Source organism: Streptomyces sp. NPDC059851, assembly GCF_042732005.1.
In the GTDB taxonomy this organism is placed as follows: Bacteria; Actinomycetota; Actinomycetes; order Streptomycetales; family Streptomycetaceae; genus Streptomyces.
This window is the reverse complement of record NZ_JBHWJJ010000028.1, coordinates 44,732-59,179: the sequence shown is the minus strand read 5'-3', so window position 1 is coordinate 59,179 and position 14,448 is coordinate 44,732. Positions and strand designations below refer to the sequence as shown.

The 14,448-nt window shown below is 73.3% G+C and carries 17 protein-coding genes; 4 read left to right on the top strand and 13 right to left on the bottom strand.

What is annotated here, in order from left to right; all coding sequences use genetic code 11:
• Window positions 1-102: 102 nt before the first annotated feature.
• Window positions 103-612, bottom strand: a complete 510-nt coding sequence (locus tag ACFV7Q_RS13000) for a YbjN domain-containing protein (RefSeq protein ID WP_385427580.1) — start codon at window positions 610-612, stop codon at window positions 103-105.
• Entirely contained in the window at window positions 605-1,987 is a 1,383-nt protein-coding gene (gene mshA / locus ACFV7Q_RS12995; RefSeq protein ID WP_385427577.1) for a D-inositol-3-phosphate glycosyltransferase, read from the bottom strand. Before mshA ends, ACFV7Q_RS13000 begins: the two co-directional genes overlap by 8 nt.
• A gap of 358 nt (window positions 1,988-2,345) precedes the next feature.
• Here mshA and ACFV7Q_RS12990 point away from each other — a divergent pair, with 358 nt between their 5' ends.
• The 3 genes from ACFV7Q_RS12990 (at window position 2,346) to ACFV7Q_RS12980 (ending at window position 5,985) form a co-directional block, all read left to right on the top strand.
• Window positions 2,346-3,119: a class I SAM-dependent methyltransferase gene (locus ACFV7Q_RS12990; protein ID WP_385427574.1), complete on the top strand. Its 774-nt coding sequence runs from the start codon at window positions 2,346-2,348 to the stop codon at window positions 3,117-3,119.
• A 232-nt stretch (window positions 3,120-3,351) separates the two neighbouring features.
• A complete protein-coding gene (locus tag ACFV7Q_RS12985) occupies window positions 3,352-4,416 on the top strand; it encodes an NlpC/P60 family protein (RefSeq protein WP_385427571.1) in 1,065 nt (354 codons plus the stop codon).
• 297 nt (window positions 4,417-4,713) lie between these two features.
• On the top strand, window positions 4,714-5,985 hold the full coding sequence (locus ACFV7Q_RS12980; RefSeq protein WP_385427568.1) for a PP2C family protein-serine/threonine phosphatase: 1,272 nt from the start codon (window positions 4,714-4,716) through the stop codon (window positions 5,983-5,985).
• A gap of 98 nt (window positions 5,986-6,083) precedes the next feature.
• Here ACFV7Q_RS12980 and ACFV7Q_RS12975 read toward each other — a convergent pair whose 3' ends face one another.
• The 8 genes from ACFV7Q_RS12975 to ACFV7Q_RS12940 form a co-directional block, all read right to left on the bottom strand.
• Window positions 6,084-6,422 carry a DUF2516 family protein gene (locus ACFV7Q_RS12975; protein WP_385427566.1) on the bottom strand — a complete coding sequence of 113 codons (339 nt, stop codon included), beginning with the start codon at window positions 6,420-6,422 and terminating at the stop codon, window positions 6,084-6,086.
• Between the two features lie 149 nt (window positions 6,423-6,571).
• The gene (locus ACFV7Q_RS12970) at window positions 6,572-7,126 is read right to left on the bottom strand and encodes a hypothetical protein (protein ID WP_385427564.1); all 555 of its coding nucleotides are present in this window, start codon (window positions 7,124-7,126) and stop codon (window positions 6,572-6,574) included.
• 25 nt (window positions 7,127-7,151) lie between these two features.
• The gene (locus ACFV7Q_RS12965; protein ID WP_385427561.1) at window positions 7,152-7,580 is read right to left on the bottom strand and encodes a helix-turn-helix domain-containing protein; all 429 of its coding nucleotides are present in this window, start codon (window positions 7,578-7,580) and stop codon (window positions 7,152-7,154) included.
• A 26-nt stretch (window positions 7,581-7,606) separates the two neighbouring features.
• Window positions 7,607-7,894 (bottom strand): DUF4386 domain-containing protein, encoded by a 288-nt coding sequence (locus tag ACFV7Q_RS12960; protein WP_385427620.1) that lies wholly within the window; start codon window positions 7,892-7,894, stop codon window positions 7,607-7,609.
• Between the two features lie 218 nt (window positions 7,895-8,112).
• On the bottom strand, window positions 8,113-8,685 hold the full coding sequence (locus ACFV7Q_RS12955) for a hypothetical protein (protein ID WP_385427558.1): 573 nt from the start codon (window positions 8,683-8,685) through the stop codon (window positions 8,113-8,115).
• 125 nt (window positions 8,686-8,810) lie between these two features.
• Entirely contained in the window at window positions 8,811-9,611 is an 801-nt protein-coding gene (locus ACFV7Q_RS12950; RefSeq protein ID WP_385427618.1) for a putative protein N(5)-glutamine methyltransferase, read from the bottom strand.
• 43 nt (window positions 9,612-9,654) lie between these two features.
• Window positions 9,655-10,899 (bottom strand): GNAT family N-acetyltransferase, encoded by a 1,245-nt coding sequence (locus tag ACFV7Q_RS12945; protein ID WP_385427555.1) that lies wholly within the window; start codon window positions 10,897-10,899, stop codon window positions 9,655-9,657.
• Window positions 10,900-11,014: 115 nt separating this feature from the next.
• The gene (locus tag ACFV7Q_RS12940) at window positions 11,015-11,656 is read right to left on the bottom strand and encodes an AmfC protein (RefSeq protein WP_385427552.1); all 642 of its coding nucleotides are present in this window, start codon (window positions 11,654-11,656) and stop codon (window positions 11,015-11,017) included.
• A 162-nt stretch (window positions 11,657-11,818) separates the two neighbouring features.
• Between ACFV7Q_RS12940 and dtd the strand changes: the two genes are divergently transcribed.
• Window positions 11,819-12,244: a D-aminoacyl-tRNA deacylase gene (gene dtd / locus ACFV7Q_RS12935; RefSeq protein ID WP_385427550.1), complete on the top strand. Its 426-nt coding sequence runs from the start codon at window positions 11,819-11,821 to the stop codon at window positions 12,242-12,244.
• Between the two features lie 77 nt (window positions 12,245-12,321).
• Here dtd and ACFV7Q_RS12930 read toward each other — a convergent pair whose 3' ends face one another.
• The 3 genes from ACFV7Q_RS12930 to ACFV7Q_RS12920 all read right to left on the bottom strand — a co-directional run bounded on the left by ACFV7Q_RS12930 (window position 12,322) and on the right by ACFV7Q_RS12920 (window position 14,431).
• Entirely contained in the window at window positions 12,322-13,287 is a 966-nt protein-coding gene (locus ACFV7Q_RS12930) for a YgfZ/GcvT domain-containing protein (protein ID WP_385427547.1), read from the bottom strand.
• A gap of 21 nt (window positions 13,288-13,308) precedes the next feature.
• On the bottom strand, window positions 13,309-13,773 hold the full coding sequence (locus tag ACFV7Q_RS12925) for a Fur family transcriptional regulator (RefSeq protein ID WP_385427546.1): 465 nt from the start codon (window positions 13,771-13,773) through the stop codon (window positions 13,309-13,311).
• An 85-nt stretch (window positions 13,774-13,858) separates the two neighbouring features.
• Window positions 13,859-14,431, bottom strand: coding sequence for an FABP family protein (locus ACFV7Q_RS12920; protein WP_385427543.1), 573 nt, complete (start codon window positions 14,429-14,431; stop codon window positions 13,859-13,861).
• Window positions 14,432-14,448: the final 17 nt, after the last annotated feature.

Here is a 14,448-nt window from a genome sequence, read left to right as displayed (position 1 = left end):
GCTGCCCGCGCGGCACCGCCGGGCGGGGCGACACGCCCCACCGCCCGCCTTCCCACCCCGTTCGGCGCGCCCCGTTCCGCGCGCCCCGTTCCGCGCGGCGCGTCAGCCGGTCGGCTCGCCCGACCCGCCCTGCGGCCCGGTCAGGTGCCGGAACGCCTCCAGGTTGAAGGTCGGCTCGCCGCGCGAGACCCGCCACTCGTACTCCCGCTTGATGGCGCCGGCGAAGCCCAGCTCCAGCAGGGTGTTGAAGGCGCCGTCGGCCGCCTCCAGGACGGTGCCGAGCAGCCGGTCCAGCTCCTCCGGGGTCACCACGGACAGGGGGAGCCGGCCCACCAGGTAGATGTCGCCGAGGCCGTCCACCGCGTATCCCAGCCCGTACAGCTTGAGGTTGCGTTCCAGCAGCCAGCGGTGGACGCCGGCCTCGTTCTCGTCGGGGTGGCGGATGACGAAGGCGTTGACCGACAGCGAGTGCCGGCCCACCTTGAGGGAGCAGGTCGTGAACAGCTTGCGGGTGCCGGGGAGCTGGACGACGTAGGTGCCCGACCGGGGGCTCTCCCAGCTCAGTTCCGCGTCGTTCAGCGCGCTCTCGATGATCGCGGCGGTGTCAGCCATGGTGGGAGCGTACGCGACGGCGGTGATCATGCATGGCGGCTGTGTACACGTCGGCCGTGCCGCTCGCGGCCGTGTCCCAGCCGAAGAACTGCGCGTGCCGGGCCGCCTCGGCGCCCATGCGGGCGGTGAGTCCCGGCTCGTCGACGAATCGCCGCAGCTCACGGGCGTAGTCCACGGGGTCGTGGCCGGGTACGAGGATGCCGGTGGCCCCGTCGTTGACGGCGACGGGCAGTCCGCCGACCTCGGCGGCCAGCACCGGCGTGCCGGTGGCCTGCGCCTCGATCGCGACCAGCCCGAAGGACTCGTTGTAGGAAGGCATGACGAGCACGGACGCCGCTCGGAACCAGTCGGCGAGCCGGTCCTGGGCCACGGGCGGGTGGAAGTGCACCAGGTCGGCGATGCCGAGCTTCGCGGCGAGCTTCTGCAGTCCCTCCGGCTTGGCGAGCCCGCTGCCGCTGGGGCCTCCGACGACGGGTACGAAGAGCCGCCGGCGCAGTGCGGGGTCCTGGTCGACGAGCACGGCGACCGCGCGGAGCAGCACGTCGGGGGCCTTGAGCGGCTGGATCCGCCCGGCGAACAGCGGGATGACGGCGTCCTGCGGCAGGCCCAGGCGGGCGCGGGCGGCGGCCCGGCCGTCGGCGACGGTGAAGCGGTCCAGGTTCACGCCGGGGTGGACGACGGCCACCTTGGCGGGGTCGGCCTCGTAGTGGCGTACGAGCTCCTCCGCCTCCTCGGCGGTATTGGCGATGAGCCGGTCGGCGGCGGCCACGATCTGGGTCTCGCCGATGACGCGGGCGGCGGGCTCGGGGGTGTCGCCCTCGGCGAGGGCGGCGTTCTTGACCTTGGCCATGGTGTGCATGGCGTGGACGAGCGGGACGCCCCAACGTTCGGCAGCGAGCCAGCCCACGTGCCCGGAGAGCCAGTAGTGGGAGTGGACGAGGTCGTAGTAGCCGGGGCGGTGGCCGGCCCAGGCCTGCATCACGCCGTGGGTGAAGGCGCACAGCTGGGCGGGGAGCTCCTCCTTGGCGAGGCCCTCGTACGGGCCCGCGTCCACGTGCCGGACGAGGACGCCGGGGGCCAGCTCGACCACGGGCGGCAGGCCGCCTTCGGTGGCCCGGGTGAACACCTCGACCTCTATGTTGATCGCGGCCAGGCGCTTGGCCAGCTCGACGATGTACACGTTCATGCCGCCGGCGTCGCCGGTGCCGGGCTGGTGCAGCGGCGAGGTGTGCACGCTGAGCATGGCCACGCGGCGCGGCTTGCGGTGGTGGCCCACGGAGGGCAGGCGCAGGCGGGGCGGGTCGTGGCGGGTGCCGCGGACGGCGGCGATCCTGCCGCCGATGCTGCCGCCGATGCGGGACACGTACTGGCTCAAGGGAGCAGTTCCTCTCGCTCGGATCGATCTCGCTCGGACGACTCGGACCCGTGCCGTGGGGGCACGACGGTGCTGCGGCGGCTGCTCGACGGCGTCGGCGGGCATGCCGGAGGGAGCGCACCCGGCGCCCTTCAAGGAGTGCAACCGGGACGGCTGCCCCGCGCATTCCGGGAGCCGGGGATTTTCCTCCGCCCTCTGGCCGCTTTTCCTCCGGCGGCGGCCCTCCGCTTACCCTCGGCCCATGCCCCCACGCCTTCCCGTGCCCTCCGTCCGTGCCGGCGGACCAGGTGGAGCCGGCCGTTCCGGAACCGGTTCCGCCGGCGGTGCCGGCACCGGTGCCGGCACCCGGTCGCGTCCCGTGGGAACGGTGACGCGCGGGACGACGAACCCCAACCGGCTGCGCCGCATGGACCGCTGGATCGCGTCCGCGCACGGGGCGGCGCTGCGCCGCGCGGAGGCTCCGGTGGCCGTGGACCTGGGCTACGGGGCCGCGCCGTGGACGGCGGTCGAGCTGCTGGCGCGGCTGCGGGAGGCGGCGCCGCGGATGCGGGTGGTCGGCATCGAGATCGAGCCGGCGCGGGTCGCGGCGGCGAAGCCGTACGAGCGGGAGGGGCTCGGTTTCCGGCACGGCGGGTTCGAGGTGCCGCTGGACGGCGGGGAGCGCCCGGCGCTGATCCGGGCGGCGAACGTGCTGCGCCAGTACGACGAGGAGCAGGTGGCCGCGGTCTGGGAGCGGCTTCGTGCCCGCCTGGCCCCGGACGGGCTCCTGGTCGAGGGGACGTGCGACGAGATCGGGCGGCGGCACGTGTGGGTCGCGCTGGGGCCCGAGGGGGCGCGCACGGTGACGTTCGCGACCCGGCTCGGCTCCTTGGACCGCCCGTCCGATCTGGCGGAGCGGCTGCCGAAGGCGCTGATCCACCGCAACGTGCCGGGGGAGCCGGTGCACGCGTTCCTGCGCGACTTCGACCGGGCTTGGGCGGCGGCTGCTCCGTACGCCTCGTACGGAGCACGGCAGCGATGGATCCGGACGGCGCGCGCGCTGGCGGGCGACTGGCCGCTGACGGACGGTCCGGTGCGGTGGCGCCAGGGGGAACTGACGGTGCGCTGGGAGGCGCTGCGGCCGGCGGGGTGAATCCGGGCCGGGCGGGGAACCGGTGACCGGGGCGGCCCGTTGAGCCGTCGGGACTGTCCGTGGGACCGGTGGGGGCCATGGCCGCGGTGGACAAGATCGGCGCTGCGCCCGGGAGGGTGTTGGAATCCGCCGAGTCGTGGCACCATCCCGAAGGCGGTCAATGTTACTGACGGATAGTCAGATTCGATGGGGTGTCTGGCATCGGGTCGGACTCGGGGTACCTGGGGGGACCATGGGAACCGTGGAGCCGAAGCGGCGGCGCGGTGGCGCGTACGCCCTGACGCTGCTGTGCGCGACGGCCCTGCTCGCGGTGACGGCTCTGGGGGGCACGGCCCAGGCGGCACCCGCGCCGGAGCCGGGCGCCAAGTCCCTGGAGCAGGTGCGCAAGGAGATAGACGGCCTCTACCGCCAGGCGGGCGCGGCGACGGACGCCTACAACCTCGCCGAGAGCGAGGCCAAGGCGCAGTCCGACCGTATCGTCGAGATCGCCAAGCAGGTGACGGCCGGCCAGGAGCGGATCGCCGCGCTGAAGAACCGCGCCGGTGCCGCCGCACGGGCCCAGTACCGTTCGGGCGGCCTGCCCGCCGGGGCACGGCTCGCGCTGAGCAACAGCCCGGGCCAGTTCCTCGACGGGACGGACCGGATCCGCCGCGGCGAGAAGGCCGCCACGGACCTGCTCTCCGACGTGAACCGCACCCAGCACGACCTCCAGCAGTACGCGAAGGACGCCAAGGCGGAGTGGGAGAAGCTGGAGGCCAACCGCATCAAGAAGGAGACCTCGAAGAAGGAGATCGAGGACAAGATCAAGGCTGCGGAGGAGCTGGAGAGCAAGCTGGAGGCCGAGGAGAAGGCCCGGCTGCTCCAGCTGGAGCAGGAAGCGCAGTACAAGGCACAGACGGCCTGGCTGTCGACGGGCGTGCTGAAGGAGGTCAACGGCTCGGCCACCGAGGCGGGCAAGAAGGCCGTGCAGTTCGCCACGCAGCAGATCGGCAAGCCGTACGTGTGGGGCGCGACGGGGCCCAACTCGTTCGACTGCTCCGGCCTGACCTCCCAGGCCTGGCGGGCGGCGGGCCGGGGCATCCCGCGCACCTCGCAGGAACAGCTGCGGTTGCTGCCGAAGATCGCGATCAAGGACATGCGGCCCGGCGACCTGATCATCTACTTCGACGACGCGAGTCACGTCGGCATGTACGTCGGCGACGGTGCGATGGTCCACGCCCCGCGCCCCGGCCGGCACGTCACGATCGCCGGCGCCGGCTCCATGCCGATCAAGGCGGTGGTCCGGCCCGACGTGTGACCGGCGGCACAAGGGGCGCCGGTCACGGGCCCGGGCGCGCGGAGCGCGAGCGCGGGCCCGGGGCACGGGCGCGCGGAGCGCGGGGAGGCAACCTCCCGCGCCCCGCCGACGTCTCGTGGACCGGGACGAGAACGTCCTCCGCCGTGACGTTCATCATTCGGCGAGGCGGATTTTCCCCCGCGATAACGGCATATGACTCCGTCCTTGGCCCGGAACACCATTCCGCTCTCCCGCCGCGGACCGCTAGGGTCGGCCCGGACGAGCGCACCCTCGGGGGGAGGGAAGGAACCGGAGACGATGCCCGTACCCGTACCGCGGCAGAGGGAGACCCCCGCCACGGAGAGCGGTCAGGCCGTACTGCCCCAGGCGTCCCTGACCCTGCTGGTGATCGAGGACGACCCCGCGGGAGGTCTCACCGTCCCCGAAATCCTCGACGCCGACCGGCACCGCATCAGGCTGCGCACGGCCCGCAACCTCACCGAGGCCGCCCGCCTGCTCACTCCGGACGTGCACTGCATCCTGCTCGACCTGGCCCTCGCGAGCGGTGGCGGCGCCGCCCGCGCCGCGGGTGGCGGCACGGACACGGACATCCCCGACCAGCTCGAAACCCTCCGCCAGGTCCTGCGCATCGCGCCCCGCCACGCCGTCCTCGTCCTCACCGCCGAGGCGGACGCCGAGCGCGCCGCCGAGGCCGTCCGCGTGGGCGCCCAGGACTTCCTCTTCCGCGACGAGCTGGACGGCCGCGTGCTGAGCCGGGCCATCCGCTACGCGGTGGAGCGGAAGCGGGCGGACATCGCCCAGTACAAGCTTGCAGAATCGAAACTGCGGGCCCAGGAGAACGCCCGACTGGAGCGCGGCCTGCTCCCCACCCCGCTCCTGGAGGGCTCCGACCTCCGCTTCGCCGCCCGCTACCGGCCCGGCCGCAGCCGCGCCCTGCTCGGCGGGGACTTCTACGACACCGTCCGCACGCCCGACGGCACGGTCCACGCGATGATCGGCGACGTGTGCGGCCACGGTCCGGACGAGGCCGCCCTCGGCGTGGAGCTGCGCATCGCCTGGCGCGCCCTGACCCTGGCCGGCCTGTGCGGGGACGACCTGCTGGCCACCCTCCAGGAGGTGCTGGAGGTGGAGCGCCCCTGCGAGGAGATCTTCGCGACGCTGTGCACCGTGGACATCTCGCCGGACGGTCGCCGGGCAGGCCTGTGCCTGGCCGGCCATCCGGCCCCGCTGATCTCCCGGCCGGGCCGCCCCGCGCGGCTGCTGCCGTACGAGAACAGCGGGCCGGCGCTCGGTCTGCTGCCCAAGGCCCGCTGGCCCCGCCGCCAGGTGGAGCTGGGCGGGACCTGGAGCCTGATGCTCTACACCGACGGCCTGATCGAGGGACGCGTCGGCGACGGCAAGGAGCGGCTCGGACAGGACGGCATGGTCGAGATGATCAACCGGCACTTGGAGCGCGGGCTGAGCGGCGAGGCCCTGCTGGAGGCCTCCGTCACCGAAGCCCGGCGCCTGAACGGCGGCGAGCTCACCGACGACGTGGCCGTGGTCCTGCTCTCCCGCAGCACGCCCTGACGGCGGCCGGGACCACCCGGCCGCCGCCCGGAAAGGCAACTGCGGCGGACAGCAATAACCGAGCGCCCCGGGGCGGGGCGGCGGAACCGGCCCGGCTGCTAGCGCCCGCCGTTGTACGGCCCGTACGGGCCGTCGCTGCTGCTGCCGCCCCTGCGCGGGCCGCCGCCCGAGACCTGCTTGAGGGCGGGGCGGACGTCGACGAGGAAGACGATCGTCGCCACGAGACCGGCGATCTGCAGGAACAGCATCCCCAGGAAGAAGTCCACCACCACGGTCACACCGAGGATGACCAGCCAAAACGTCTTCGTCTGCTTGTCGGCGGCGCGGTACGCGTCCTCCCTGGCCAGCAGGGCGAAGACGAAGGCCACGACAGCGAGCGCCAGCATGGCGAACCCGAGCAACGGGAGCACCCCGTTATCGAACCCGTTCATCAACATCGACTCGACCGCCTTCTCACACGTGGCACGCCTGATGTCCTCTGCCTCCACGCTACCGGCAGAGCGGCCTTCACCCACCCCAACGGGCCGGACACCCCGCTGGTGCCCGGCCCACCGTCATCCGCTGCGCGGATCCGGCCCGCGCCGGCTCACACCTCGGCCGGCTCGCCCTGCTCGTCGGCGGCCTTCTTCGCGGGGGTCTTGCGCGTGGTGGTCTTGCGGGCGGCGGCCTTGTCCTCGCCCTCCAGGCCATCACGGGCCGGCTCGACGGCGACGGCGATGTCGACGATCTCGTCGGAGACCCCGCCGCGCCACGCCCGCACCGCCTGCTCGCCGTGCTCGGCGACCCGGTCGTAGGTCTCCTTGGCGCGCACCGCGTACTCGGCGGCCACCCCGACCCCGCGCAGCGCCAGGTCCTGCGCCTGCTCGCCGAGCTTCTTCGCGTCGATCTTCGCGTCGAGGGCACCGAGCACCTCGGCGACCTTGGAGGTGACGACCTCCTGCGCCTCGCGCGCCTTCTGCTGCACGATCTTCGGGTCGGTGTTCTTCACGGCCTCGATCCGCGCCGGAGCCTCGGCCCGCAGCTGCTCGATGAGGGCGGGCACCTTCTTGGCCTGCTGCACCGCGAGGTCGGCGGTGCCGGCGGCGAAGTAGAGCGGGGTCGGGTCGGCGAGGGTCTTCTTCAGGTCATCGGCGATGGCCATGTGGCTGGTCCTCCCGGATCACAGTTCAGTTCGTGGAGTGCTTCTCGTCGTCCGCGCCGGCCGGCCCGGTGGTGGCCGCGGGCGCTGCCCCGGCCTCCGTCCCGCCCTCGGCCGCGTTCTCCTTGCGGAACGACTCGTAGATCTGGAGCAGCACTTGCTTCTGCTGCTTGTTGATGGACGGATCGGCGAGTATGGCGGCCCGCGTCTCCACCTCGTCCCGGTCCCGCTCGTCGAGGATCCCGGCCTGCACGTACAACGTCTCCGCGGAGATGCGCAGCGCCTTGGCGAGCTGCTGCAGGATGTCCGCGCTCGGCTTGCGCAGCCCGCGCTCGATCTGGCTCAGGTACGGATTCGACACCCCCGCGGCGTCGGCCAGCTGCCGCAGCGAGAGCTGGGCCTGCCGCCGCTGTTCGCGGAGGAACTCGCCGAGATTCCCGACGTTGAGCGATGCCATGCTCCGATCCTGCCGCACTCTGCTAACTATTGCAAGCAGACGCTTGCAACAGCTCCCACCTCACCACGGCGGGTCCCCGCCTGCGACCGGAAGCCCTTGACGGTGAGCCAGGTAGCGAGGGCCAGTTCCCAGGCGAAGACCGGGAGAGCGGCCGGCGAGCCCCAGAGGGAGAGCCGGTCGTAGGCGCCGAACAGCACGGCGGTCGCCGACGCGAAGATCAGCGGGCCGCCCACCAGCCCCAGGACGGCAACGGGCCGGGGCGCCAGCCGCGAGCGGTACAGGAGGTGGGCCACCAGCAGCGTGTCGGCGCCCAGGACGAAGTTCGGGACGGGCGGTCGAGGCCGCGGCGGCCCTGGCCGCGCGGTACCCGCCCATTGCGGAGATCGCCGCCTCCCGACCGCACGACGGCTCGGAGGTCGTCGGCCACGGCTGCGACGACACCTACGAGTTCGAGTTCGCCCTCGACCTCCTCCTGGACGGCTCCGAACGCCTCCACGACCAGGGCTGGGGCTCCGCGGCCCGGACCGCCCCCTCAGTTCCGAACCGGGCCGCCCCGCCCGCGGAGCCGGCGGTGGTACGACAGGGTGAGCGCGCCCAGCAGCGGCCCCCAGGCGATCAGCGGGAGGTACAGGAATCCGACGACGGTGGCGCCGAGCGGGGTCATGTCCGGGTGCGGGAGCATCCACCACAGCGCGAACGGCGTCCACACCACGGTCAGCAGGGCAGCGGCCAGCGCCGCCACCACGGTGACCACCCGCACCGGCACCCGACGGCCGCCCAGCCACGGTATTCGGCGCGGGACCACCTCGCCCCAGGGCCGGACCAGCCCGAGCGCGAGCAGGGCCAGCAGCTCGCTCCCCACGCTGACGGCAGCCGTGTACACCCGGCCCCATCCCGGGATGCCGGCCGCCACGTACCCCGCCTCGGTGTAGCCCACCAGTAAGCCCGCCGCCAGCAGCAGCCGCCAGATGCCGGACGGCACGGTGAGCAGGGTGACGGCCTGCGCGGCCCGGACCGCCCACCGGGGTGCTGGCGCAGCCGGGGCCGGAGCGAAGGCGGAAACAGGGGCGGGCACAGGAGCGGGAACATGCTGTCGGTGCGTCATGCACACCATCGTGTCGGCCGGTTCGGGCCCTGACATCGGCCCGCGGAACCGTTGCCGGCGCCGCCCGTGGGCGGAGGGCCGGGTCAGCCTTCTCCCCCGCCCGGGGGAGAAGGCACCTGGAGCCGTCAGGCCGGGCGCGTGCCGATGACCACGGTCGCCCAGTACTCCTCCGACACGGCCGTCCGGACCGTGAGTCCGCCCGCCTCCAGCGCCTGCGCCGTCAGCGGGGCCTGACGCTCGCTCGTCTCGATCAGCAGCCGTCCGCCCGGCGCCAGCCAGGGCAGGGCGCCCGCTGCGACCCGGCGGTGGACGTCCAGCCCGTCCGGGCCGCCGTCCAGGGACACCGCGGGCTCGTGCTCGCGGGCCTCGGCCGGCAGCAGCGGGATCTCCCCGGTCGGCACGTACGGGGCGTTGACCACCAGCACGTCCACCCGACCGCGCAGCCCGCCCGGGAGCGCCCCGTACAGGTCGCCCTCGTGCACCCGGCCGCCGTACGGGGCCGTGTTGAGCCGGGCGTACGCCAGCGCCGCCGGGTCGATGTCCGCCGCGTGCAGTTCCACACCGCCGCCCCAGCGGGCCGCGACGGCCGCGCCGAGCGCACCCACGCCGCAGCACAGGTCGAGCACCACCGGGTCCGGCCGGTCCGGCGCCCCCGCCACCGCCTCGGACACCAGGAACTCGGTGCGCCGGCGCGGTACGAAGGCCCCCGCACCCACCCGCAGGCGCAGCCCGCAGAACTCGGCCCAGCCGACGACGTGTTCCAGCGGTTCGCCGCCGGCCCGGCGGGTCACCAGGGCGGCCAGCTGCGCGGCGTCGTCCGCGGCCGCCACGAGCAGCTCCGCCTCCTCCTCCGCGAAGACGCAACCCGCCGCGCGCAGCGCGTCCACCACGTCCCCGTCCGGGTACACGTTCACCTTCACGCCCATGTTCTCGTCGTCGTTCTCGTCGTCGTTCTCGTGCACGTCCCGCTCAGAACACATCCGGGCACCAGGGGCGCCGGGCCGTCCGGAACACCGCGTCGGCCAGGGCCAGCGCGCCCGGCCGCTCCTCGACCACCCGCCCGAGCGCGCCGAGCCGCACCGCGGACTCGTCGCCTAGGTACAGGGAGCCCAGCGCGGCCACGTCCAGGCGCAGGTCCGCGGGCCCGTCGGTGACCGTGCACTCCCCCGCGCCCGCGTCGAGCCGGTAGCGCCCCGCAGCCGGGCCGTCCGGGTCGGCGACCTCCAGGACGAGCACCCCGGGTACCGCGTACGTCCGCGCACGCAGGGCCCGTACGACGTCCAGCAGCCGCACCCACAGGAAGTCCGCGCAGGTCACCAGCCGGGCCGCGCGGGGGTCGGGCAGCAGGTGCGGGACCAGGTCGTCGGGGGCGCGGTAGCCGGTGCGCACCGTCAGCACCCAGTCGACGGAGCACAGGAAGTGCCACAGGGCCCGCTCGGCGGCGGGGGTGGCGGCGAGCAACTCCGTGACCCGGAGGGTGTTCTGCGGGGTCTTCGCGTCCGTCCAGTGGTCGTCGGCGGTGTACGCCGCGAGGCCGGCCACCTCGCCCTCCGCGGTCCGGTACACCGCGTGGAACCTGTCCTTGTACGGCCGGAACGACATTTCCTCCTCGCCGGTGGCGAGGCTCCACCAGCGTGCGTCGCGGCTCACCGCACCGTGCCGGGACAGCCGTATCCGGTCGTGCAGGGCCGGGCCCACCCGTCGGGCCTCGGCCACGTCGACGATGTCGATCCGGCCGCCGTCCTCGGGGCGGGACCAGCGCGGGTCCAGCCCGGTGCGCTTGACGTCGATCTCCCACTCCGCGACCGTCGCGGCGGGCCCGTACCCGTACCGCCCGTAGATCGGGTACTCGGCGGCGATCAGCGTGGACAGCACGTCCCCCCGCTCGACGGCGGCGGCCAGCTCCCCGGCCACCATGCGGCTCAGCAGGCCCTGGCGGCGGTGCGTGGGCACGACCGCGACATTGGTGATCGCGGCGGACGTGACCGTCGCCCCGCCGGGCACCGTGAGCTCCTGCCGGAAGGAGCGCAGGGTGCCCACGCACGCGCCGGTGTCGGTGTCGAACGAGCCCCACACACGAGCGGGGTCGCTGTACTTGGCGCGCTGGGCGACGTCGGAGTCGGTCACCCGGGTCGCGGTCAGGAAGCCGGTGTTCACGGCCCGCATCCAGGCGGGGAATTCGGATCCGACGATCAGCCGGACGTCAGCACTCATAACGCGCCACGCTAATGCGCCCGTCCGCACCGCGTCGCGGCAATATCCGCCGCCCCGGCCGCCCGCGGCCCGCGCGGACCCCGGCCGGCACCCACGCCGGCGCCCGCGCCCGCGCTCACACCAGCAGGTCGTCCACCTGTGCCTCGCCTTCCCGGTAGCGCCGCGTGATCTCCGCGCTGCAGTCGTCCACCGTGCGCTGCAAATGCTGCCGGCGGCGGGAGACCTGCTGCTCGTAGCCCACCAACGTGCCCATAGCGTCGTGCAGTTCGCCGTCCGTCCGGGCCTGGAGGTCCGACAGCTCCACGTCGGCCAGCATCTCCGCGGCCAGCAGCCGGTACTCCTCGCCGTGCGGGGTCCCGAGCGTGACGTGCCGGGCGGAGGCGCTGCGGCTGGAGGGGGCGTCGGCGAGGATCTCCGAGAGCCGGTCCACCACCGGCGGCTCGGGCGTGACGGGCGCCTCCGGGTCACTGCGCCGGGCCAGTTCGGCCCGCAGGATGTCGATCCTGCCCTGCAGGAGTCTGCGGATGTAGCTGAGATCGGCCTCGTCGCGCTGGGCCTCGCGCCGCAGGGTGCGCAGCTCCGGCAGTCCGAGTGCGGTGGCGGGCGTGGTCGGCGCCTGCCCCTCCGCGGTGCGCTGCGCGGGTGGTCGGACCGCGCCGGTCACCGGAGCGACCGCTGCTGATGGGACTGAAGCGGCCGGAGCGGCCGGAGCGGCTGATGTGGCCGACGCAGATACGGAGGTACCAGAAGTATTCATGTGAACGTGTCCGTCCCCTCGACCGGTGCATGGGGTCTCGCCCGGCCCCTGGGGCCGGGCGGAAGCACCGCCTGCGTGCATCGTGCCACTGTCCGCGGTGCCGGCGCAGTCCCGGTCCACCCGATCGGCCCCGGACGGGTGCACGCCTGGTACACAGGTGGTATGCGAGCAGTGGTGCAGAGGGTGGACGGCGCGAGCGTCGTCGTGGCCGGTGAGACCGTGGGCGGGATCGTCGGCGAGGGGCTGTGCGTCCTGGTGGGCGTGACCCACGACGACACCCCGGAGAAAGCGGCGCAGTTGGCGCGAAAGCTGTGGTCCGTACGGATCCTGGAGGGGGAGAAGTCCTGCAGCGACGTGAATGCGCCCCTGCTGGTGATCTCGCAGTTCACGCTGTACGGGGACGCCCGCAAGGGCCGCCGCCCCACGTGGAACGCGGCGGCGCCGGGCGAGGTCGCCGAGCCGCTGGTGGACGAGGTCGTCGCGCAGCTGCGTGCGCTGGGGGCGACGGTGGAGACGGGCCGGTTCGGGGCGGACATGCGGGTCTCGCTCACCAACCACGGCCCGTTCACCATCGTCATCGACGTCTGAACGCACCCACCCGCAGGAGCCGCCCGGCCGGGCAGGGGCCGCACCCCTGCCCCGTCAGGACGCTATGACGTGCCCGGTCAGGGCGCGACGACGACTTCCTGCGCGGCGGCCGTCTTCCCGGCCAGCAGGGGCGCATCGACCGGCACGTTCCGCTTGACCAGGGCGAGGGCGATCGGGCCCAGCTCGTGGTGGCGGACCGCGGTGGTCACGAAGCCGAGCTGGCGGCCCTCCGCCCCGTCCGCGGCGAGCCGGACGGGCGCACCGTGCGGGGGGAGGTGCACCTCGGAGCCGTCCAGGTGCAGGAAGACCAGGCGGCGCGGCGGCTTCCCCAGGTTGTGGACGCGGGCCACCGTTTCCTGCCCGCGGTAGCAGCCCTTCTGCAGGTGCACGGCGGTGCCGATCAGGCCGATCTCGTGCGGGATGGTGCGGTGGTCGGTCTCCTGCCCGAGCCGCGGCCGGTGCGCCTCGACACGCAGGGCCTCGTACGCGAGGAGCCCGGCGGCCGGGCCGTGCGCGGCGGCGAAGGCCTCCAGTTCCTCGCGGGGCAGGAAGACGTCCCGACCGTGCGGGGTCTCCCGGACCACGTACTCCTCCGGGACCTCGGCGATGGAGCCGGCCGGCAGGTGGACGACGGCGAACTCGGCGGTCCGGTCGGCGACTTCGACGCGGTAGAAGAACTTCATCGACTCCAGGTAGGCGATCAGCGCCTCCTGGCTGCCGGGCTCGACGTGCGCCCACACGGTCTCGCCGTCGTCGACGAGGTAGAGCTGGTGCTCGATGTGGCCGTTCGCGGAGAGGATGAGCGCCTCCGTGGCCTGCCCGGGCGGGAGTTCGGTCACGTGCTGGGTGATCAGCAGGTGCAGCCAGCTCAGCCGCTCCGGTCCGGTGACGGTCACGACCCCGCGGTGCGAGAGGTCGACGAAGCCGCGGCCGTCGGCGAGGGCGCGCTGTTCGCCGTAGAGCTCTCCGTAGTGGGCGGCGACGCCCTCGTCACGGCCTTCGGCCTGGACGGCGCCGGGGAGGTTCAGCAAAGGGCTGGTCATGGGACCAAGCCTACGACCCTGCTATGCGGGTCGGGCACGGTGCTTGGCGGCACAGGCGCGGCACAGACCGAAGATCGCGAAGTGCTTCATGTCGGTCTCGAAGCCGAAGGTGGCGCGGAGCTTCTCGGTGAACCCGGCGGCCACGTCGAGGTCCGCCTCGATCACGTCCTCGCAGTCCCGGCACACCAGGTGGATGTGGTGGTGCCGGTCGGCGAGGTGGTAGGTGGGGGCCCCGTGCCCGAGGTGGGCGTGGGAGACCAGCTTCAGCTCCTCCAGGAGCTCCAGCGTGCGGTAGACGGTGGAGATGTTGACCCCGGACGCCGTCTTGCGCACGTGGGCGAGGATCTCGTCCGGTGTCGCGTGCTCCAGGGTGTCGACCGCTTCGAGCACGAGTTGGCGCTGCGGGGTCAGCCGGTATCCGCGCTGCCGCAGGTCGCTCTTCCAGTCGGTGCCCGAGGCACGGTCGGGGCTTTCGGCGCTCACCACCCGGCCAGTGTAAGCACGGGAAGGGGACCGCGGGCGGGCCTGCGGTCCCCTCGTCCGGTGTGGGGGGCTGAACGGTCCGGACGGCTCAGCGGAAGAAGGCGATGCCGTCGTCCGGCATGTCCGGGAGGTTGCGGGCCATCTCGGCGACCTCCTCGGGCGTGACGACCTTCTTGAGCTGGGCCGACATGTACGGGCGCAGCTCGACCTCGGGCGTGGCCTTCTCGCCGACCCACATCAGGTCGCTCTTGACGTAGCCGTAGAGCCGCTTGCCGCCGCTGTACGGGCTGGCGGCGGCGGTGCGGGCGACCGCGTCCGTGGCCAGGTCGATCTGGGGCTTCTTGTCGGCGAGCTCGCCGTACCAGACCTCGATGACGCCCTGGTCGCGGACCATGACGACCTCGACCTTGCGGTCCTGGTCGACGCGCCAGTAGCCGGACTCCGACTCCAGCGGCCGCACCTTCTTGCCCTCGGCGTCGAGGACCCAGGTGCGGGAGGTGTACTCCAGGAAGTCCCGGCCGTCGTGGGTGAAGACGACTTCCTGGCCGAAGTTGCACTTCTCCTCACCGGGGAAGTCGAAGACGCCCGCGCCCTCCCAGGTGCCGAGGAGGAAGGCGAGGGGGACGAGGCCGGGGTTCAGGTCGGACGGGATCTGGATCATGGATGGCTGCTCAGACG